The 17266-nt window shown below is 75.9% G+C and carries 27 protein-coding genes and 1 pseudogene; 22 read left to right on the top strand and 6 right to left on the bottom strand.

From position 1 onward, the window contains the following. Nucleotides 1-32 precede the first annotated feature (32 nt). The 3 genes from HNR08_RS06445 to HNR08_RS06435 are packed head-to-tail and all read left to right on the top strand — an operon-like array spanning nucleotide 33 to nucleotide 2574. Nucleotides 33-974, top strand: coding sequence for an electron transfer flavoprotein subunit alpha/FixB family protein (locus tag HNR08_RS06445; RefSeq protein WP_146840383.1), 942 nt, complete (start codon nucleotides 33-35; stop codon nucleotides 972-974). 5 nt (nucleotides 975-979) lie between these two features. After that, nucleotides 980-2293, top strand: coding sequence for an FAD-dependent oxidoreductase (locus HNR08_RS06440; protein WP_146840382.1), 1314 nt, complete (start codon nucleotides 980-982; stop codon nucleotides 2291-2293). After that, complete coding sequence (locus tag HNR08_RS06435; protein ID WP_210737440.1) at nucleotides 2290-2574, top strand: ferredoxin family protein; 285 nt, start codon at nucleotides 2290-2292, stop codon at nucleotides 2572-2574. The genes HNR08_RS06440 and HNR08_RS06435 overlap by 4 nt, the downstream gene beginning before the upstream one ends. Here HNR08_RS06435 and HNR08_RS22255 read toward each other — a convergent pair. Then, entirely contained in the window at nucleotides 2532-3323 is a 792-nt protein-coding gene (locus HNR08_RS22255) for a TetR/AcrR family transcriptional regulator (RefSeq protein ID WP_221286318.1), read from the bottom strand. The two genes, HNR08_RS06435 and HNR08_RS22255, sit on opposite strands and share 43 nt — an antisense overlap. Nucleotides 3324-3705: 382 nt before the next feature. After that, entirely contained in the window at nucleotides 3706-4587 is an 882-nt protein-coding gene (locus HNR08_RS06425; RefSeq protein ID WP_146840380.1) for an HAD family hydrolase, read from the bottom strand. A gap of 466 nt (nucleotides 4588-5053) precedes the next feature. On the opposite strand from HNR08_RS06425, the gene HNR08_RS06420 reads away from it, so the two are divergent. Both HNR08_RS06420 and HNR08_RS06415 read left to right on the top strand, forming a co-directional pair. Next, the gene (locus HNR08_RS06420) at nucleotides 5054-5755 is read left to right on the top strand and encodes a CpaE-like family protein (RefSeq protein WP_146840379.1); all 702 of its coding nucleotides are present in this window, start codon (nucleotides 5054-5056) and stop codon (nucleotides 5753-5755) included. After that, nucleotides 5752-6699 carry a TadA family conjugal transfer-associated ATPase gene (locus HNR08_RS06415; RefSeq protein WP_338075782.1) on the top strand — a complete coding sequence of 316 codons (948 nt, stop codon included), beginning with the start codon at nucleotides 5752-5754 and terminating at the stop codon, nucleotides 6697-6699. The genes HNR08_RS06420 and HNR08_RS06415 overlap by 4 nt, the downstream gene beginning before the upstream one ends. On the opposite strand, the gene HNR08_RS06410 is transcribed toward HNR08_RS06415, so the two are convergent. From HNR08_RS06410 to HNR08_RS06400, 3 genes are read right to left on the bottom strand one after another with little or no spacing between them, the layout of a single operon-like run. Then, entirely contained in the window at nucleotides 6696-8201 is a 1506-nt protein-coding gene (locus HNR08_RS06410; protein WP_146838550.1) for a recombinase family protein, read from the bottom strand. The two genes, HNR08_RS06415 and HNR08_RS06410, sit on opposite strands and share 4 nt — an antisense overlap. A 16-nt stretch (nucleotides 8202-8217) precedes the next feature. Then, a complete protein-coding gene (locus tag HNR08_RS06405; RefSeq protein WP_146838548.1) occupies nucleotides 8218-8634 on the bottom strand; it encodes an ImmA/IrrE family metallo-endopeptidase in 417 nt (138 codons plus the stop codon). A gap of 25 nt (nucleotides 8635-8659) precedes the next feature. After that, nucleotides 8660-9067 (bottom strand): hypothetical protein, encoded by a 408-nt coding sequence (locus HNR08_RS06400; protein ID WP_146838546.1) that lies wholly within the window; start codon nucleotides 9065-9067, stop codon nucleotides 8660-8662. Nucleotides 9068-9145: 78 nt separating this feature from the next. Between HNR08_RS06400 and HNR08_RS06395 the strand changes: the two genes are divergently transcribed. Genes HNR08_RS06395 through HNR08_RS06360 form a run of 8 tightly spaced genes read left to right on the top strand, consistent with a single transcriptional unit; the run spans nucleotide 9146 to nucleotide 11316 of the window. Further along, on the top strand, nucleotides 9146-9418 hold the full coding sequence (locus HNR08_RS06395; protein WP_146838544.1) for a helix-turn-helix domain-containing protein: 273 nt from the start codon (nucleotides 9146-9148) through the stop codon (nucleotides 9416-9418). Continuing rightward, nucleotides 9415-9726, top strand: coding sequence for a hypothetical protein (locus tag HNR08_RS06390; RefSeq protein ID WP_146838542.1), 312 nt, complete (start codon nucleotides 9415-9417; stop codon nucleotides 9724-9726). Before HNR08_RS06395 ends, HNR08_RS06390 begins: the two co-directional genes overlap by 4 nt. Next, nucleotides 9723-10049: a hypothetical protein gene (locus HNR08_RS06385; RefSeq protein WP_146838540.1), complete on the top strand. Its 327-nt coding sequence runs from the start codon at nucleotides 9723-9725 to the stop codon at nucleotides 10047-10049. The genes HNR08_RS06390 and HNR08_RS06385 overlap by 4 nt, the downstream gene beginning before the upstream one ends. After that, nucleotides 10046-10357: a hypothetical protein gene (locus tag HNR08_RS06380; protein WP_146838538.1), complete on the top strand. Its 312-nt coding sequence runs from the start codon at nucleotides 10046-10048 to the stop codon at nucleotides 10355-10357. The genes HNR08_RS06385 and HNR08_RS06380 overlap by 4 nt, the downstream gene beginning before the upstream one ends. After that, the gene (locus HNR08_RS06375) at nucleotides 10354-10518 is read left to right on the top strand and encodes a hypothetical protein (RefSeq protein WP_183834878.1); all 165 of its coding nucleotides are present in this window, start codon (nucleotides 10354-10356) and stop codon (nucleotides 10516-10518) included. Before HNR08_RS06380 ends, HNR08_RS06375 begins: the two co-directional genes overlap by 4 nt. After that, nucleotides 10515-10685 carry a hypothetical protein gene (locus tag HNR08_RS06370; RefSeq protein WP_183834876.1) on the top strand — a complete coding sequence of 57 codons (171 nt, stop codon included), beginning with the start codon at nucleotides 10515-10517 and terminating at the stop codon, nucleotides 10683-10685. The genes HNR08_RS06375 and HNR08_RS06370 overlap by 4 nt, the downstream gene beginning before the upstream one ends. Beyond that, nucleotides 10682-11041, top strand: a complete 360-nt coding sequence (locus tag HNR08_RS06365; protein ID WP_146838536.1) for a hypothetical protein — start codon at nucleotides 10682-10684, stop codon at nucleotides 11039-11041. The genes HNR08_RS06370 and HNR08_RS06365 overlap by 4 nt, the downstream gene beginning before the upstream one ends. Further along, nucleotides 11038-11316 carry a hypothetical protein gene (locus HNR08_RS06360; protein WP_146838534.1) on the top strand — a complete coding sequence of 93 codons (279 nt, stop codon included), beginning with the start codon at nucleotides 11038-11040 and terminating at the stop codon, nucleotides 11314-11316. Before HNR08_RS06365 ends, HNR08_RS06360 begins: the two co-directional genes overlap by 4 nt. Before the next feature lie 14 nt (nucleotides 11317-11330). Here HNR08_RS06360 and HNR08_RS06355 read toward each other — a convergent pair whose 3' ends face one another. Next, nucleotides 11331-11855 (bottom strand): hypothetical protein, encoded by a 525-nt coding sequence (locus HNR08_RS06355; RefSeq protein WP_146838532.1) that lies wholly within the window; start codon nucleotides 11853-11855, stop codon nucleotides 11331-11333. 95 nt (nucleotides 11856-11950) lie between these two features. On the opposite strand from HNR08_RS06355, the gene HNR08_RS06350 reads away from it, so the two are divergent. From HNR08_RS06350 to HNR08_RS06310, 9 genes and pseudogenes are all read left to right on the top strand, one after another. Beyond that, nucleotides 11951-12529 carry a hypothetical protein gene (locus HNR08_RS06350; protein ID WP_146838530.1) on the top strand — a complete coding sequence of 193 codons (579 nt, stop codon included), beginning with the start codon at nucleotides 11951-11953 and terminating at the stop codon, nucleotides 12527-12529. Beyond that, complete coding sequence (locus HNR08_RS06345) at nucleotides 12526-14094, top strand: DNA-methyltransferase (protein ID WP_146838528.1); 1569 nt, start codon at nucleotides 12526-12528, stop codon at nucleotides 14092-14094. The genes HNR08_RS06350 and HNR08_RS06345 overlap by 4 nt, the downstream gene beginning before the upstream one ends. Continuing rightward, nucleotides 14091-14336 (top strand): hypothetical protein, encoded by a 246-nt coding sequence (locus HNR08_RS06340; protein ID WP_146838526.1) that lies wholly within the window; start codon nucleotides 14091-14093, stop codon nucleotides 14334-14336. The genes HNR08_RS06345 and HNR08_RS06340 overlap by 4 nt, the downstream gene beginning before the upstream one ends. Nucleotides 14337-14339: 3 nt before the next feature. Next, complete coding sequence (locus HNR08_RS06335) at nucleotides 14340-15113, top strand: 3'-5' exonuclease family protein (protein ID WP_146838524.1); 774 nt, start codon at nucleotides 14340-14342, stop codon at nucleotides 15111-15113. Continuing rightward, nucleotides 15110-15415: a hypothetical protein gene (locus tag HNR08_RS06330; protein ID WP_146838522.1), complete on the top strand. Its 306-nt coding sequence runs from the start codon at nucleotides 15110-15112 to the stop codon at nucleotides 15413-15415. Before HNR08_RS06335 ends, HNR08_RS06330 begins: the two co-directional genes overlap by 4 nt. A gap of 776 nt (nucleotides 15416-16191) precedes the next feature. Further along, a pseudogene (locus tag HNR08_RS06325) lies at nucleotides 16192-16410 on the top strand (DNA translocase FtsK); the annotation flags it as partial. Nucleotides 16411-16442: 32 nt separating this feature from the next. After that, nucleotides 16443-16706, top strand: a complete 264-nt coding sequence (locus tag HNR08_RS06320; RefSeq protein WP_186812771.1) for a hypothetical protein — start codon at nucleotides 16443-16445, stop codon at nucleotides 16704-16706. Continuing rightward, nucleotides 16703-16873, top strand: a complete 171-nt coding sequence (locus tag HNR08_RS06315) for a hypothetical protein (RefSeq protein ID WP_183834874.1) — start codon at nucleotides 16703-16705, stop codon at nucleotides 16871-16873. Before HNR08_RS06320 ends, HNR08_RS06315 begins: the two co-directional genes overlap by 4 nt. Beyond that, the gene (locus HNR08_RS06310) at nucleotides 16870-17166 is read left to right on the top strand and encodes a hypothetical protein (protein ID WP_146838516.1); all 297 of its coding nucleotides are present in this window, start codon (nucleotides 16870-16872) and stop codon (nucleotides 17164-17166) included. Before HNR08_RS06315 ends, HNR08_RS06310 begins: the two co-directional genes overlap by 4 nt. Nucleotides 17167-17266 lie beyond the last annotated feature (100 nt).

Here is a 17266-nt window from a genome sequence, read left to right as displayed (position 1 = left end):
CCGCCGGCCCCCGGCGAGAAGGAGCAGAGACGATGAACGAGAGCACGCAGGACGTCCTGGTGCTGGTGGACGGCGACGTGGCGGTTGCGGGCCCTGTCGCGGTGGCCCGCGCCGCCGCGTCGCACGGCGAGGCGGTCGTGGCCGTGGTCGCCGGGACGCGGGCGGTGGCCGACGCGGTCGCCGCGTCCGGCGTCGACCGGGTGCTGTGGCTGGGCGAGCCCGGCGACGGGGTGCCGGTCGAGGCGCAGGCTGCCGCGGTCGCCGAGGTGGTCGCGGGAGCCGCGCCGCGGCTGGTCGTGGCCGCCACGCGGGACGCGGGCCGGGCGCTCGCGGGAGCGGTGGCCGCGCGGTGCGGCGCGCCCGTGCTGACCGGCGCGACCGAGGTGGGCATCGCCGGCGACGCCGTGGAGGTGCGCCGGGACGTGCACGGCGGCATCGCGGTCCGCACCGAGCGGGTCACGGGTGGGCCCGCCGTGGTGACGGTCGCACCGGGCGGGGTCGCCGCCCCGGCGTCCGCGGTGCCGGTCGAGGAGGTCGTCACCACGGCGCCGGCCGCCGCCGTGCGGGTCCGCGAGGAGCGGGCCTCCGGCCGCGCCGCCGTCGACCTCGGCGGGGCACGGGTCGTCGTCGGCATCGGCCGCGGGCTGAAGGCGCGCGAGGACCTGGCCGTCGTCGAGCGGCTGGCCGCGGCGCTGGGCGGGGAGGTCGCCTGCTCGCGGCCGCTCGCGGAGGGCCACGACTGGCTGACCAAGGACCGCTACATCGGCATCTCCGGCCAGCACGTCGCCCCGGACCTGTACGTCGCCGCCGGCATCTCGGGCCAGGTGCAGCACATGGTCGGCGTCGCGGGCGCGAAGGTCGTCGTCGCGATCAACTCCGACGCGGACGCGCCGATCTTCGCGCAGTGCGACCACGGCGTCGTCGGGGACCTCTACGCCGTGCTGCCCGCGCTCGCCGCGGCCCTGGAGGCCTGAGCAGCATGGCCGACGATCCCGACTTCGACGTCGTGGTGGTGGGGGCCGGCCCGGCCGGCTCCGTCGCCGCGCACCGGCTGGCGTCCGCCGGCCTGTCCGTCGCGCTGATCGAGCGCGGCGAGGCGCCCGGGTCCAAGAACCTGTCCGGCGGCGTGCTGTACGGGCGCGTCCTGGACCAGGTGCTGCCCGGGTTCGCCGACCAGGCGCCCGTCGAGCGCCGGATCACCCGGCACGTGACGACGTTCCTCACCCCGGACTCGGCGGTGTCGCTCGACTACGCATCGCAGCGGCTCGCCGAGCCGGTGAACGCCGTCACGGTCCTGCGGGCGAAGTTCGACCCGTGGCTCGCGGAGCGTGCCGAGGAGGCCGGGGCCTACCTCATGCCCGGGGTCCGGGTCGACCAGCTGCTCACCGAGCCCGGGTCGACGCCCGGCTCGGTGCGCGTGCTGGGCGTGCGGGCCGGGGAGGACGAGCTGCGCGCCCGCGTCGTCGTGGCGGCGGACGGGGTCAACTCGTTCCTCGCCCGGGAGGCCGGGCTGCGCGCGAAGGAGCCGCTGAACCACCTCGCGGTCGGCGTGAAGGCGGTCGTCCGGCTGCCCCGCACCGTCATCGAGGACCGGTTCGGGCTCACCGGCGACGAAGGCGCCGCGCACGCGCTGGTCGGGGACTGCACGCGCGGCGTCGGCGGCGGGGCGTTCCTCTACACGAACGCCGAGTCGCTGTCGGTCGGGGTCGTGCTGCGCCTCGACGACCTCGTGGCCTCCGGGCACACCGCCGCCGGGATCTTCGAGCACCTGCTCGAGCACCCGGGGCTCGCCCCGTACCTGCGGGGCGGCGAGGTCGTCGAGTACGGCTCGCACCTCGTGGCGGAGGGCGGGCTGGCGATGCTCGGCACGCTCGCGACCGACGGCCTGGTCGTCGTCGGCGACGCCGCGGGGCTCACCATCAACTCGGGCCTCACGGTCCGGGGGATGGACCTCGCCATCGGGTCCGGGATCGCCGCCGGTGACGCCGTCGCCGAGGCCATCGGCGCCGGCGACGTCACCGCCGCCGGGCTCGCGGGCTACCGCCGGCGGCTCGACGAGGGCTTCGTCGGGCGCGACCTGCGCACCTACGCCAAGGCGCCGAAGTTCCTCGAGCGCCCCCGGATGTACGGGGCGTACGGCGAGCTCGCCGCCGACCTGTTCCACGACGTGTTCAGCCTCGACACCACGCCGCGCAAGCACCTCGCGGCGGTCGCCCGGACGGCCCTCGGGCGGTCCGGGATCGGGATCCGGACGGTGCTCAGCGACGGATGGGCGGGGGTGCGTGCCCTGTGAAGGCGCAGACGATCCCGGAGCGGCTCGGGGCCAACCGGTACGAGGTCGACGAGGAGGAGTCCCACATCGTCGTCGACCAGGAGCTCTGCCGGACCACCGGCACGGGGAAGCGGATCATCGCCGTCTGCCCCGCCGGGGTGTACTCGGAGCGGGACGGGCAGATCGACGTCGAGTACGCCGCGTGCCTGGAGTGCGGGACGTGCCTGGCGGTCGCGGCGCCCGGGGCGCTCACCTGGCGCTACCCGCGCGGCGGGTTCGGGGTGCGGTTCCGGGAGGGCTGAGCCCGGGGTGCGGGCTCGGGGGCTCCGCTCGCCGCCGCCGCGGGTGCCGTGGCGGCGGCGAGCTGCAGGTCCACCATGCGCTCGAGGTACGCCGGCATCGTCGAGCGGACCCGGTCGAGCAGGTGCGGCGGCGTGACCAGGACGTGCATGAGCACCGAGCCCTCGATGGCGTCCAGCAGGTGCACGGCCGACGTCCCCGGCGGGAGCTCCCCCTCGCGGATCGCCCGCTCGACGCGCTGCCGCTCGCTCAGCACGAACCGCGTGATCGCCTCGTGCCGGACGTCCGCGAGCGGGACCGGGAACGCGCGCGCCTCGACGTAGAGGCGGAGCATCGCCAGGCCGTCCTTGCCGAGGTAGAGGTCGGCGCGGCGCTGGGCGTGGGCGACGAGGTAGTCGCGGAGGGAGTCGGCGGGGTCGGTGGCGGCGTCGTCGGCGGCCGCGGGGGCGGCGTCGGGGGCGGCCGCGGGGGCGGGGTCGGGGGCGGCTGCGGGGTCCGCCGTGGGGTCGGTGGGCTGGTCGGCGGGCTCCGCCTGCACCTGGCGCAGCGCGTCGGCGAGCATCGCGGCCTTGTTCGGCCACCGCAGGTACAGCGACGACTTGCCGACCCGCGCGCGCGACGCGACCTCGGCGATCGTCAGGCCGGTCCAGCCCTTCTCACCGAAGACGTCGAGCACCGCCGCCAGCGCGCGCTCCTCCAGGTCGGGCGCCCGGGGACGCCCCGGGGGGCGCTGGTCGTCCGGCGAGGTCACCCGTCGGAGGGTAGTCGCCGCGGGCGCCGGGCGAGGACGTGGTCCGGTCCGTGGCGGACCCCGGACACGGACGACGGCGCCCGGTGGGGGACGCCGTCGCCGAACGGGACGACCGCGAGGGTTATCAGGCGTGCACATGGTCAGTCGATGCGGGATCGAGCCCGTTCGACGCGTCCTATGCGTGGACGGATCGCGCGTGGGTTCCCTCGGGTCGTTCAGTTGTGCTCCCCATCACACCCCAGCGCCTCGGGTGGGGGAAGAGCGGGCGGCGAACTCCCAGGTGGGCGGGCCGGTCCGACCGCATCGTGAGAACCGAGTCCGCGACCCGGACCGCCGCCGGGCGGAATGCGACGTTTGTCCTGGTGGTGGCGGGCCGGCGACGTCAGGCCGGACGGCGCCGGAACCACCAGGCGCCGGCGAGCGCGCCGACGACCAGGGCCAGCGCCACGGCCGCGGCGAGCTCGGCGCGCGGGCCTGCGGCGCCCGTCAGCTGGCGGAGCCGGACCGGCCGTCGCCGCGCCCGCACCAGCACCTGCCGCCGGAACGTCACCGTCGACCAGCCGCGCTCCGCCGCCATCCGGCGCAGCGCCCGGTCCGGGTTCACCACGAAGGGATGGCCCACGGCGGCGAGCATCGGGGCGTCGGTGGCCGAGTCGGTGTACGCCGAGGACGCCGCCAGGTCGTACCCGCGCCGGCGCGCGAGGTCCCGCATCGCCTCCGCCTTGGCCTCGCCGTACGCGTAGAACGCGATCTCGCCGGTGTACCGCCCGTCGGCCACCGCCATCCGGGACGAGATCACCTCGTCCGCCCCGATGAGCCCGGCGATCGGCCGCACCAGCTCGTCGCTCGACGCCGAGACGACGACCACGTCGTGCCCGGCCGCGTGGTGCTCCGCCACCAGGTCGAGCGCCTCCGCGTACAGCACCGCGTCGATGGCCTCGTGCAGGCTCTCGGCCACGATCGCGGACACCCGCTCGACGTCCCAGCCGGTCACCATCGCGGACAGCTGCGCCCGCACCCGCTCCGTGCGGCCCTCCGTGGCCGACCCGAGCAGGAACGCGATCTGCGCCCCCGCCGACCGCACCATCGCCCGGCGGCTCAGCAGGCCGCCCACCAGGAACGGGCGCGCGAACGCCGTCGCCGCCGACGTGGCGATGACGGTCTTGTCCAGGTCGAAGAACGCGGCCGGCCGCAGCGGCGGGCGCGCGTCGTCGGGCGTGGCCGGCGGTCCGGGGGTGTCCGGCGCGGCGGGGGTGTCGGTCATCGGGACGGGGCCTCCTGGGTCGAGCGTAACGAGCCGCGGGCCGCCTGCCCGCTCGGGGAGCGGGCACCGACTCCTCCACAGGCGCGCCGGGCGTGCGCGGTCCCCAGGGGCGGGGCGCCGCGGCTGGTGGGGGATGCGGGGGCGGGCGAGGGTCGGGGCGGTGGTGGACCGGCCGGGCGGGGTCGGCGCGGGGAGCGTGGTCGACGGGACGAGGAGGCGGCGGATGCGGGACGGACGCGGGGCGTCGGGCGGAGGACGGCGGAGCGCGGGCGGAGGGCGGCACGGCGCAGGACCCGCGGGGGACCACCGGCCGGTCCGGGGCGGCGTGCTGCGCCCGGACGGCCGTTCGGGCGGGGACGGACCACCGCGAGCGGACGGCCCACCCGGCGGGGACCGCCGCCTGGGCGACGACCGCTCGCCGGGCGACGACGCCCCGCGCACCGGCGGCGTCCGCGGTGCCGACGGCGTGGGCGTCGTCGGGGTGGTGGGCGCCCGCGGCGGTGCCGGGGCGACCACGCTGGCCGCCGTGCTCGCGCGGTCGCTCGCCCGTCGCCGGCCGACGGTCCTGGTGGAGGCGGGCCCGGGCCCGTCGCTCGACACGGTGCTCGGCCTGGAGGCGCATCCCGGGCTGCGCTGGCCCGACCTCACGGGCGCGCGCGGGGCGGTCGACCCCGCGCTGCTCGCCGGGAACCTCATGCGCTGGGGCCGGTGCGCCGTCCTGCCGACCGACGACGACCGGCCCGGCCCGGCGCCCGCGGACGCCCTGCCCGACGTCCTCGCGGCGCTCGCGCGGGCCTACGCCTCGGTCGTGGTCGACCTGGACCGGACCGCCGTGCTGGCGGGGGGCGACGGTCCGGGCGCGCGGGCGCCCCTGGCCGCGTGCCGGAGCGTGCTGCTCGTGACGCCCCGCGACGTGCCGGCGGTCGCCGGCGCGCGGCTGGTGCGTGACGCCCTCGCGGACCGGGTGGCGGGCGTCGGGCTCGTGGCGCGCGGTCCGGCTCCGGGCGGTCTCGGCCCGGACGAGGTGGGCGCGGCGCTGGGGCTGCGGGTCGTCGGGTCGCTGCCGTGGGTGCGCGGGCTGGGTGAGGCGGTCGACCGCGGCGTGGGCCCCGTGCTGCCGGGGGCCGTCGCGCGCGAGGTCGGCCGGATCGCGGAGCGTCTGCGGTGACCGCGGTGACCGCGGTGACCGCGGGGCCCGGGACGCCCGGTGCACCCGGCGCGCTCGACGTGCTCGGCCTCGCCGGGCTGGTCCGCCGCCGGCTCGCGGAGGAGGGCGGCCCCGTGACGGCCGAGCGGGTCGCGGCAGCCCTGCGGGACAGCGGCCGGGTGCTCGGCAGCGCGGCGCTCGCGGAGGTGGAGCCGGCCGTCCGCGCGGAGATCCTGGGCGCCGGACCCCTGCAACAGCTGCTCGACGACCCCGAGGTGACCGACGTCCTCGTGAACGGACCGGGCGAGGTCTGGGCGGAGCGTGCCGGGCGGCTGGTGCGCGTCCCGGTCGACCTGGGCGACGCGGCGCGGGTCCGCGAGCTGGCCGTGCGGCTCGCGGCCGCGGGCGGTCAGCGGCTCGACGACGCGCGACCGGCCGCCGACGCCCGGCTGCCTGACGGCACCCGGCTGCACGCGGTGCTGCCGCCCGTGGCCGACGGCTGCACGCTGCTGTCGCTGCGGGTCGTGCGGCACCGCGCCTTCACGCTCGGCGAGCTCGTCGGCAGCGGCATGCTGGCGCCGCAGGTCGCGGACGTCCTGCGCCGCCTGGTGCGCGCCCGCGCGAACCTGCTGGTCTCCGGGGCGACCGGGACCGGGAAGACCACGCTCCTGTCCACCCTGCTGTCGTGCGCCGACCCCGGGGAGCGCATCGTCTGCGTCGAGGAGGCCGGCGAGCTCGCACCCCGGCACCCGCACGTCGTCCGGCTGCTCGCCCGGCGCCCGAACGTCGAGGGTGCCGGCGGCGTGGACCTCGCCGACCTGGTGCGGGAGTCGCTGCGGATGCGCCCCGACCGGGTGGTCCTCGGGGAGTGCCGCGGCGCCGAGGTCCGCGAGGTCCTCGGGGCGCTCAACACGGGGCACGACGGCGGCTGCACCACCGTGCACGCGCGCAACCTCGGTATCTAGTCCCGGGGGATGGGCCGCGTCGGTTCCGGGCTCGGCTCCCACGCCCCGACGATGCGCACGTCGCACCCGCGCGCGCCTTCGCGCCGGACGACCCACACCGTGCACAGACCGCGCAGCATCGGCGCGAGGTCCTCGGCCGGCGCCGACCCCCACGTCTCGAGCAGGCGCGCCGCCGCCATGGCGTGATCCGCGCTCGCGGAGGCGCGCCGGATGAGCCGCTCGAGGGTGGCCTGCGCGGCGCTCTGCTCGGCGACGAGCGCGTCGCGCGCCGCCTCGTAGGCGGACGTCGGCACGATCCGCCGCGCGTGGTCCACGGTGAGCTGCGCCAGCGCGCGGGCGGCGTCCGTGACCGCCCGTGCCGCCCGCTCCGCCTGCACCTGCGCCGCGGCGGACGACTGCTCGGCGCTCGCGGACGCGGCACCCATCTGCGCCTCGACGGTCGAGAGCCACGCCACGACGGCGGCCTCGGCCACGGAGTACCTGACGGACGAGCGCCGGCAGCCCGCGCGCAGGCACGAGAACCTGGGCGCCTGGGTCCCCCGCTTGCGGGTCTTCTCCCGCTCGTAGGTCAGTGTGTACCCGCACGCTCCGCAGCGGGCGACCCCGGACAACGGCGTAGAGGCGCGCCGGTGCCGCGGTGCGATGGTGGTCCGGTCGGCCCGGGCGTCGAGGTAGGCGTCCCACGTCGCGGTGTCGATGACCGCCGTGTGCGCGCCGGGCAGGTAGGTCCGCTGCGGGCAGCGGCCGACGTCGGTCCCCGCGGGGTGCCGGTCGGTGCAGTCCGGGTCGTGCACGCGCAGCAGCCCGGCGCCGAAGCCGCTGTCGAGCATCCGGCCCAGGGTGTCGTGCGAGTACAGCCCGCCGCGGCTCGTGCGGATGCCGAGCGCGGTGAGCCACGTGCACAGCGCCCGCAGCCCCGCGCCGGCGGAGTACCGGCGGTAGGCCTCCGCCAGGATCGGCGCGGTCTCGGGGTCGGGCTCGAACCGGCCGTCGTCGCCCGGCCGGTACCCGAAGCGCTGCCCGCCCGAGTGCGGCAGCCCGGCCCGGCGCCGGCGGGCGATCGTGGCCTTCCATCCCTCGCCGATGGCCTCGGCCCGGTAGGCGTGCATCTCGGCGAGCATGCCGCGCTGAAACCGGCCCGCCGCCGTCGTCTGGTCGATCGGCTCGGTGGCCGACTCGATCCGCCCGCCCGCGGCCTCGACCTGGTCGAGCGCGACCGCCCACCGCAGCCGGTTGCGCGCGGTGCGAGACAGCTCCCAGACGACGATGACGTCGACCTCGCCCGCCACGACGCGCGCGATCGCGGCGTCGAGCCGCGGCCACCACGCGGACCGAGCCCGCGACCCGGACTCGTCGATCCCCTCGATCGTGTCCACGACCTCGTACCCGCGCCGGGCGCAGTGCTCGCGCGTCGCGTCGCGCTGGAGCTCCGGCGCGATCATCCCCTCGCGTTCCTTGGACACCCGGATGAGGAGCAGCGCCCGCTCGGCGCGCTCCGGCACCGCCCGAAGCCGGGCATCAGCCCGCGACACGCAGATCCCGCCCTCGCTGCGTCGGGATCCCGGCCCGGAGCGCGTCCGCACGCCACGTCTCGACGACGCTCGCCGTCACCCCGAGCTCGCGCGCCAGCGCCCCCGGGTGCGGACCGACCAGCCGCTCCGCCGCGGCGTAGGCCGACGGCGAGATCAGCAGCCGCGCCCCGTGCCGGTCCGCCAGGCGCTCGCGGTGCTCGTGCTCGCGCGGGTCATCGGTCCAGGTGTGCCCGTAGTGCGCGTGCCCGAGCTCGTGCGCGAGCGTGACGCGCTGGACGGTCTCGGTCCGGCGAGGGTTGAGCAGGATCAGCCCGCTCGAGTGGTACTCACCGGCGCGCCGGCCGAGGTCCCGCCACGCGACCCGCACCCCTCGCTCCGTCGCGAGGGCAAGCAGCTCCTCCATCACGACACCGCCCCCTGAACGACCACTAAGGCTGGTCCTGCTGCGCCTCGACCTCGGCGTCCGGGTCGTACCCCTCAGCCGGGTCCGACGCCGCCGGGTTCAGCGTGATGAGCTTGTCGATCTCGTCATCCTCGGAGCGCCCGCGACCGAACGGCAGCACGGTGGCCCCGGCCGCCGCGCGCTCCTCGATCCGCCGCTCCGCCTCGCGCATGACCTCTCCGAGTGACAGGCCGAGCACCTGGGCGATCGCGCCGAACTCGCCGATGCTCGCCGGCGGCGGCTCCTGCCGAAGGATCTTGCCCAGGCGGTTCATGGACATCTCGGCGCTCGCGGCCATGGTGCGCCGGTTCATGCCGGACTTCTCGGCTGCTGCGAGCAGCAGGAACGCGACCTCGCGGTCGAGGTCCCGGATCGGCTTAGCGGATGTAGCCACGTGCCAGAACGTACCCATTTGGGTTCACGGGCGCAACCACCTTGACGCCTGGACCTGGATGGGTTCATTCTGTCCGCCATGCAGATGAACCCATCCAGGTCCAGGGCTCTGGACGCGGCGGTCGCCGCGGAGGTTCGCGCCGAGATCGCCCGCCGCAAGCCGGACATCACGCTCCGCGACGTCGCCGAGCAGATCGGCGCCCGCCGCGCCTCCCTCACCGCGAAGGTCAGCGGCCGCATCCCCTTCGCCCCGGCCGAGCTCGACGCGGTCGCCCAGGTGTTCGGCCTGACGGCGTCGACCTTCGTCCTCCGGGCCGAGGCCGCCTGCGCCTCCACCAAGGCGGCGTCGTGAGCCGCCGTCCGGCGTCCGCGGCGCCGGGCCGCCCCACGCGCGACGAGGTGATCGCCCGCGCCGACGCCCGATTCTCGGCGATCGTCCGCGAGCAGGACGCCCTCTCGATCGAGGACGCCGCGCGCGCCGCGCTCTGGCGCGGCGGCCCGTCGTTCGAGTCGATCGTCGAGCACCTGGCCGCGGTCCGCGACGCCCGGGCGCGCCGCGCTCGCGGCGAGCACGTGCCGCCGATCCCGCCCCTGTCGATCGAGCGCGCCGCGCGCATGGACGCCGCACGTGTCGCCCGCACCCCGGCGGTGGCGGCATGAGCGCCCCGGCCCTGCAGGCCGCGGTGTGGCCGCAGGACGCCCTCGTGCCCGCCGCCCGGGCCCGGGCGGCGCGGCACATCGCGGAGTCGCGCCGTCGCCGCGGCGAGCGCCGTGAGCACCCGATGGTGACGTTCGGCCGGGCGATGGACTGGGCGGCCCGCGACGCGGCCCGCGCGCTGCTCGGCGACGCCTACGGCGGGAGCACCCTCGACGCGATCGTCGACGCGATGGCGTTCGCCGAGCTCGACTCGCGGCAGCGCGCCGCCGAGGCCCGCTACCTCGCGACGCCGTTCGAGCAGCTGCACCCTCGGCGGTCGTCGTGACCGCCCCCCTGACGCGCTGGGCCGGGGAGGTCCTTCCCCCTGCGGCCGCCCCGGCCCGGCGTGACCGCGCGGCGCTGCGTGCCCGCTCGTGGCCGGCACGCGCCCTCGCCGCGGTGGTCGACGTCGTCCTCGCCGCGGTCGAGATCCGGGTGCTGCCGCTGCTGGACGCGCTGGCGGAGCGGGCCGGAGGCGGGCCGGTCTCGCGCCACCCGCGGCACCGCGCCGTGTCCTACGTCGAGCAGCTCGAGCGCGACCTCGCCGCCGCCGACTTCTCCCTGCCCGCCTACCTCGCCAGGGGTGTCCGATGAGCCACGAGTTCCCGAGCTACCACCGCGACTGGGCGCTGCCCGCCGCGGAGCCCCGTGAGCCCGCCGCGTCCCGCCCGGGCGTGAAGGTGGCGGTCCGCGCCGTCGCGCTCGTGGCGCTCGTGTCGGTCGGCGTCGTGTTCGTGCTGGCGGTGACCCGGTGATCCGCGTACTCGTCGTGTGCCTCGTGGCTGCGCTCGCGCTGGTGGTCTGGGTCGTGCTGGACCCGACGCCGTCGCTCGACGGCGCGGTCCTGCCGCCGGCGCTGGTGGTCGTCGCCGTCGCGCTCGTGGTGGCGTCGCACGCCGAGCGGACGCGGGGTCGGCCGTGAGCGCCGCGACCGCGAGCCGCGCGGCCGTCGTCGAGACGACGCTTCTCGACCTGACCGGCGACACCCCGGCGGCCCGGTTCCTTCACGTCATCGAGTCGATCCCGCCCCGGACCCGGTTCACGGTGAACGACATCAGGCACCGCCTCGACGCGGCCGACGTCCCGAACGCGATGCGAGGCGGCCTGATCTCGGCGGCGAAGTCGGCCGGGCTCATCGAGTTGTCGACGATCTCGGCGTGGGGTCAGCGGTACCCCGAGCGCGTCCCGTCGACCGGCGGGTCCGCGAAGCGCGCGACGGTCTGCGTCTACCGCCGCACCAGCCCCGACGCCGACCCGGCCACCGGCGGCGCGTCGTGAAGGGCCAGCGGACCCGGTGCGCGTCGTGCGGCGCCGAGGTCGTGCTGGTGCTCGTCATCCCCGAGCTCCCCTCCCGGTCCGGCCGCAGGCGCATCCCGCTCGACCCGACCTACGACCCGGCGACCGCCGTCCAGCGCCCGTCGCACGCCCTTCCGATCGCGGGCACCACCTGCCGGCCGATCACCACCGACCACCCGCTCATGCCCCACGAGCGCCCCGCCATGACCCACTTCGCGACCTGCCCGTCGCGCCACACCCCGGAGGTGACCTGGTGAATGCCGCGAAGGCCTCAGCGCCGCCACCACCACCGGTGTCGCGCGCTCGGTTGCGGGACTGCCTCCGGCGCCTCACCGAGCTTGCGCCGCAGCACGACGATCCAGGCCAGAACCTTGGTGTAGTCGTGATCCTTGCGAGCCGCGCGGACCTCGAAGCCGAACAGGGCGAACACGGCGAGATAGGTCCCCATCGACACGCCCATGATCATGCGCGCGCCGTCGGGCGCCTCGGCCTGCGTCTCTCCCGTCAGGAGGAGGTAGACCAGCACGGCACCGATGACCACGAGATTGATCATCGCGGTGATCTGAAGGATCCGACTCGCCCGCCGCATTCTGCGAGCGGTCGGCTGCGCGTCACGGACCGCCTCGAGTGCATCGATCTGGAGTTGCAGCGCGAGCGCTTCGTGTCCTCGCCCCGGCGGCGTCTGGTCGAGCAGCTCGCGGTGCCCTGCAGGCTTGCTCGGGCTGTAGCGCCTGACGAGCAGTCCGGCGAGCGCGATGAGGATCGGCACGGCTCCGGAGACGAGTGGTTCGATCACGGATCGGGATGCTGCCACGACGGCGCTCCCCTTCGCGCCGGGTCGAGTCCCGTTCGCTCGAACGGACGCCGCTACGCCCAGATGGCGGTGACCCGATGACCGCCCTGACGCGCCGCGAGCAGGCGCTGCTGCTCGACACCATCGGCCCGGGCTGGATGCTCGCATGGATGCTGCTCGACGACGCCGGCATTGACCACGTCCGAGCGAGCTGGCTCGGCGGGCACGTCCGGTCGCTCCGCTCGGGGATCGCCGACGACGGCCGCACCTTCTTTCAGGTCGGAAAGCGCGGGGTCGCGATCGGGAAGATCGAGCCGGAGCCCGCGGCGTTCGTGGCGGCGGAGACCATCACCTGGGCGAGCATCCGTGCCTACCGGGCGTCGGTCCCGGCTTCCGTGATGGCGGAGATCGCCGCCGCGCGCCGGGCGAGCGCCGAGCACGCCTACACGTCGTACCCGAAGTTCGAGCCCCCAGCGGACCCGGCCGCCTACTCCGACGCCTACTTCGAGCACCAGCGCGCGCTCGCTGACCCCTGGTACGCCGAGTCGAATCGCCTCACGCGCGCACTCGCCGACGCAGTGCTCCGCGCGTTCCCCCTCGCCGCCGCCCCCGTGGCTGACGACGAGCCGCTCGACCTTCTCGCGCTCCTCGCGCAGCTTGAGGGGGTGCCTGCATGACCGCCCCGTACTTCGCCGACGAGCACGTCACGCTCCACCACGGCGACTGCCTCGACGTCCTGCGCGAGCTCCCCGACGCGAGCGTCGACGCGGTCGTGACGGACCCGCCCTACGGCATCGCGTTCATGGGCAAGGCCTGGGACCAGCCCGGGGAGTTCGGGTCGCAGCGGCGCAACGGCCAGCCGGCCGTCCATGCCCGTGAGGCCGGACGTGACCGCGCGCAGAGCGGCGACACCGGCGCGATGGACGCCGGCCGCTACGACCTGTCGCAGCACGCGATGCGGAACTTCCAGCGGTGGTGCGAGGCATGGGCCACCGAGTGCTTGCGGGTGCTCAAGCCGGGCGGTCACTTCCTCGCGTTCGGCGGTTCTCGCACGTGGCACCGGCTCGCCGCGGCGGTCGAGGATGCCGGGTTCGAGATCCGGGACTCGATCGCGTGGCTGTACGGGTCGGGATTCCCGAAGTCGCTGGACGTCGCCAAGGCGATCGAGCGTTCGCAGGACTCGCGCCTGGTCGAGGAGTACCGGTTCACCGAGTGGATGCGCACCACCGGCCTCTCGGCGCGCCAGCTCGACGAGGCGACCGGCACGGTGATGGGCACGCACTACCTCACCGCCGGCGCACAGCCCGCGATCCCGACGGCGCCCCTGTTCGAGAAGATGCGCGGTCTCCTGCCGGAGGTCCCGGCGTGGGTCGAGCAGGTGATCGCGGAGCGGGAGGCGGCCAAGGCCGAGTCGCGGGGCCGCAACGAGGGCGTCCGTGATCGCTTCCTCGCGACGCTGGGAGACGACAGGGATCGCCCCGGCGCCACGAACCCCGCCGCCGAGGCCTGGCAGGGCTGGGGCACCGCCCTCAAGCCGTCGTTCGAGCCGATCGTCGTGGCCCGCAAGCCGCTCGCCGGCACGGTCGCGGCGAACGTGCTCGCCCACGGCACGGGGGCGCTGAACATCGACGCGTGCCGAGTCGCGACCACCGAGGACCGCTCGCGTCCGCCTCGGACCCCGAACGCGATCCTCGGCGGGGGGAAGGGGACCAACCTCACAGCGAGCGAGTCGAACCCGATCGGCCGCTGGCCCACGAACGTCGTGCTCGACGACGACCAGGCCGCCGAGCTCGACCGGCAGACGGGCGTGCTCACCTCCGGGAAGATGCACGCCGGCCAGGCCCGCAAGGGCCGCCAGGGGCAGGTCTACGCCGACATGGCCCCCGACGCGGTCCGCGCCGACACCTACGGCGACTCCGGCGGCGCGTCCCGCTTCTTCCCGGTGTTCCGGTACGAGGCGAAGGCCTCGACGTCGGAGCGGCCGCGCGCCGGCGAGGTCATGCACCCCACGGTGAAGCCGCTGGACCTGATGCGCTGGCTCGTCCGCCTCGTCACCCCGCCGGGCGGCGTGGTGCTCGAGCCGTTCGCCGGGTCGGGGACGACCGCTGAGGCGTGCGTCGTCGAGGGGTTCCGGTGCATCGCGATCGAGCGCGAGGCCGACTACCTGCCGCTGATCGTCGGGCGGCTGTCCAAGCCGATCCAGATGGGCCTCGGCCTGGACTTCGGGGAGGCCACGGCATGACCGCCCTCCTGCCCGTCGGCCTCGACCCCCGCGCCGTCGTGCCCCTGCTGGACCTGCCCGGCCTGCTGCTCGCCCCGACCGGCGGCCCCGAGCACCAGCTCGCCCGCGTCGAGTCGTTCCCGTCCGTCGAGCCCGGCGCCGCGGACCTCGACCTCATCCGCTGCCGCTGCGCCGGCCTGTTCACCACCGCGGCGTTCGAGCTGCACCGCAACGACCTCCACCCCGACGACGAGGAGCACTGACCCATGACCGCACCCCTGGTGTTCGTCGACACCGAGACGACCTCCCTCGCGGACGACCGCCGCGCGTGGGAGATCGCGATCATCCGCGTCGAGCCTGACGACGTCACCCGCGTCGGGCGCGGCATCACCCTGTACGTCGCCGACGTCGACCTCAGCCGCGCCGACGCCCAGGCCCTCGCGATCGGCCGCTTCTACGAGCGGCACCCCCGCTACGCCGACACCCCGAAGGACCCGCGCGTCCCGATGAGGACCCCGGCGCTCGCGGCCGCGCGGCACGAGCGCTCGGTCGTCGTGGCCCCCGAGCGGGAGGTCGCGCGGCTGGTCGAGCGGTGGACCCGCGGCGCGATCGTGGTCGGCTCGAACCCCGGGTTCGACACGCGCGTCCTCGCCTCGATGCTCCGGCACCACGGGCTGACTCCGGCGTGGCACTACCGGCCGATCGACGTCGCGACGCTCGCGGCCGGGTACCTGTACGGCTGGTTCGGCGAGGTCCCGTTCGACGGCCCGGGCGTCCTGCCGGCGACGACCGTCGACGTGGCGACCTTCGCGGACGCTCGGCCGGTGCGCCAGGTCGTGGAGCCCTGGCAGCTCGACACCCCGTGGTCGTCCGAGGCGCTGTCCCGCGCGGTCGGTCTGCCGCCTGCGCCGGAGTCCGAGCGGCACACGGCGATGGGCGACGCCCGGTGGGTGCAGCGCCTGTACAACCTGATCACTCGCGGCCAGGTCATCCCGGCTCTGCCGGCCGCTGAGGCCGAGCCTGTCGGCGGTGCGGCGTGAGCGCCGACGGCACGATCGACGTCCCGGTCTACCTGCAGGTCGAGCCCCGTGACCGCGGGTATAGCTTCGAGACGGGTCGCCACGACGGCACCGCCCGGTCGGCCGCCGTCGTCGCCACGACGGCGAAGCGACCCGCGAAGCCCCGGCCCGGCACGGTCACGGTGAAGGTGACCCTGCGCATCCCCGCCGCGGCGTTCGAGCCGCTGCGCCCCGAGGCCACCGTCGTCATCCCGACCGACCTCACCAACCCGCACCCGGTCGAGGTCGAGGCGCAGGACGCCACGGACGGCGGTGCGGCGTGAGCTCGCTCATCGTGGACCTCGCGGACCTGCGCGCCGCGCTGCAGGCGGTCATCCCGCACGCGTCCCGCGACAAGGACGACCCGTTCCTGCGGCGGGTGCGCCTGACGCCGTTCGGCGTGAACGTCGAGGTCTCCGCGACGGACCGCTCGACGATCGGCCTGGCCGTGGTCTCGCTGCTCGAATCTGACGGCGAGGGCGACGTCGTCGACCTGCACCCGGACGAGGTCGCTCAGGTCCTGACCGTGTTCCCGGCGCCGGCCCGCGGCGAGGAGTCCGCTCTGCGGATCGCGACGACGGACGCCGAGGTGACGTTCACCGATGTCGGGGGCCTGCTGGACGGCAACTCGCTGACCCTCGCGCGGATGACCCCCGAGGAGACGTTCCCGGACCTGCGCCGCATGTTCGCCGGCCGCCTCGAGGGTGCCGACGTCACGGGTGAGGCCTGGTTCCAGTCCGAGCACCTCAAGCGGTTCGCCGCCGCGCAGCGCGCCTACGGACGACCCCTGATCTTCGACCGCGTCCCCGAGCCCGCCCGGATCTGGCGGATCTCGTGCGGCGAGTCGTTCCTCGGCCTGCTGACCCAGGTCCGCACCGATGAGGACGCGACCATCGAGGCGAAGCGGTGGCGTGAGGCGTGGATCGAGCGCCTGGGCGTCGACCCGGTGTCCCGGTCAGCGGGCGTCGAGCTGCGCGAAGCGGGCGGCGTGTACGTCCTGACCGACACCGGCATCACCCGCGTCACCCCGGAGGGTCACGACGACGAGGAGACCGCCCGCCTGGTGCAGGCCGCCGAGCTCGTGATCCGCACCCAGCACGGGTCCACGGCCATGCTGCAGCGCAAGCTCCGCGTCGGCTTCGCCAAGGCCGGGCGACTCATGGACCTCCTCGAGGCCAACGGCATCGTCGGCCCGGCCGAGGGCTCCAAGGCGCGCCCCGTCCTGGTCGCCCCGGACGACCTGGACGCGGCGCTCGCGGCCCTGCGCGGTACATCGTGAGGCGCGCCCCGTCGCCGCGGGACTACGAGCGGATGACCGAGCGCGTGCGGGTGGCGGCCGCGGAGATCGCCGAGCACCAGGCACGCACGCTCGAGGCGGCGCGCGACCGGCTCACGGGTGCGGACTGGCTCCGGCCGCTGCGCGCCGGCGCGGAGGCCGAGCGGCGCGCCGCTGCGGCCCGCCACGCCGAGGACACGCCCGAGACCTGCCGCGACCGCGTGCTGCTCGCGCACCTCGAGGCGGAGGCCGTCGCGTGCAGGAAGCACCGAGCCGCCCGGACCCGGAGGGCGTCGTGATCTTCGACGAGCCGATCCCGGTCGAGTGCGGGAAGTGCGCGCCGTCCACGGCGACCGGCGCCCGCCCGAAGTTCACCGACACCCCCGACGGCCGCCGCGCCCACGCGAGGGTCTTCGGCCACATGCCCGACCACGTCCACCACGACCCGAACGGAGCGACCCGGTGATCGGACACGACCTCACGCCGATGGAGGCCTACGGCCGCCGCCTGTTCGGCATCGACGCCCCCGAGGAGCAGCCGGAGCAGCCCCGCACCACGACCGTCCTCCTCGTGCACGTCGACCTGGCCGCGCTCGAGCAGGCCCAGCGCGACGTCGCCCTCGTGGCCGACGTGGCTGGTCGCTTGTTCGCCCGGCTGAACCGCCGTCTGCGCCGCCTCCGCACGCGCGTCTACGAGACGCCCGAGCGCTCGCAGATGCACGCCGCGTACCGGGCGAAGACCCGCCGGCGGCACCGGTGACCGCCGCGCCGTCGCCCCTGCGCTGGTCGTGCTCGCACCCCGGCTGCAGCGCGACGAGCCCTCTGCACACCCACACCCCGCGCCCGACCAGGAAGAGGAA

The organism is Cellulomonas hominis (assembly GCF_014201095.1).
GTDB classification, from domain to species: domain Bacteria; phylum Actinomycetota; class Actinomycetes; order Actinomycetales; family Cellulomonadaceae; genus Cellulomonas; species Cellulomonas hominis.
Note: the sequence above shows the minus strand (reverse complement) of the source record. Positions and strands in the feature narration are given on the sequence as shown.

Bases quoted from the DNA above. Each gene is read 5' to 3' on its own strand.
- HNR08_RS06385 (WP_146838540.1), top strand. From the start codon at position 9,723: ATGAGCGCCCCGGCCCTGCAGGCCGCGGTGTGGCCGCAGGACGCCCTC.
- HNR08_RS06350 (WP_146838530.1), top strand. From the start codon at position 11,951: ATGACCGCCCTGACGCGCCGCGAGCAGGCGCTGCTGCTCGACACCATC.
- HNR08_RS06335 (WP_146838524.1), top strand. From the start codon at position 14,340: ATGACCGCACCCCTGGTGTTCGTCGACACCGAGACGACCTCCCTCGCG.
- HNR08_RS06440 (WP_146840382.1), top strand. From the start codon at position 980: ATGGCCGACGATCCCGACTTCGACGTCGTGGTGGTGGGGGCCGGCCCG.
- HNR08_RS06405 (WP_146838548.1), bottom strand. From the start codon at position 8,634: ATGGAGGAGCTGCTTGCCCTCGCGACGGAGCGAGGGGTGCGGGTCGCG.
- HNR08_RS06375 (WP_183834878.1), top strand. From the start codon at position 10,354: ATGAGCCACGAGTTCCCGAGCTACCACCGCGACTGGGCGCTGCCCGCC.
- HNR08_RS06340 (WP_146838526.1), top strand. From the start codon at position 14,091: ATGACCGCCCTCCTGCCCGTCGGCCTCGACCCCCGCGCCGTCGTGCCC.
- HNR08_RS06425 (WP_146840380.1), bottom strand. From the start codon at position 4,587: ATGACCGACACCCCCGCCGCGCCGGACACCCCCGGACCGCCGGCCACG.
- HNR08_RS06445 (WP_146840383.1), top strand. From the start codon at position 33: ATGAACGAGAGCACGCAGGACGTCCTGGTGCTGGTGGACGGCGACGTG.
- HNR08_RS06345 (WP_146838528.1), top strand. From the start codon at position 12,526: ATGACCGCCCCGTACTTCGCCGACGAGCACGTCACGCTCCACCACGGC.
- HNR08_RS06320 (WP_186812771.1), top strand. From the start codon at position 16,443: ATGACCGAGCGCGTGCGGGTGGCGGCCGCGGAGATCGCCGAGCACCAG.
- HNR08_RS06395 (WP_146838544.1), top strand. From the start codon at position 9,146: ATGCAGATGAACCCATCCAGGTCCAGGGCTCTGGACGCGGCGGTCGCC.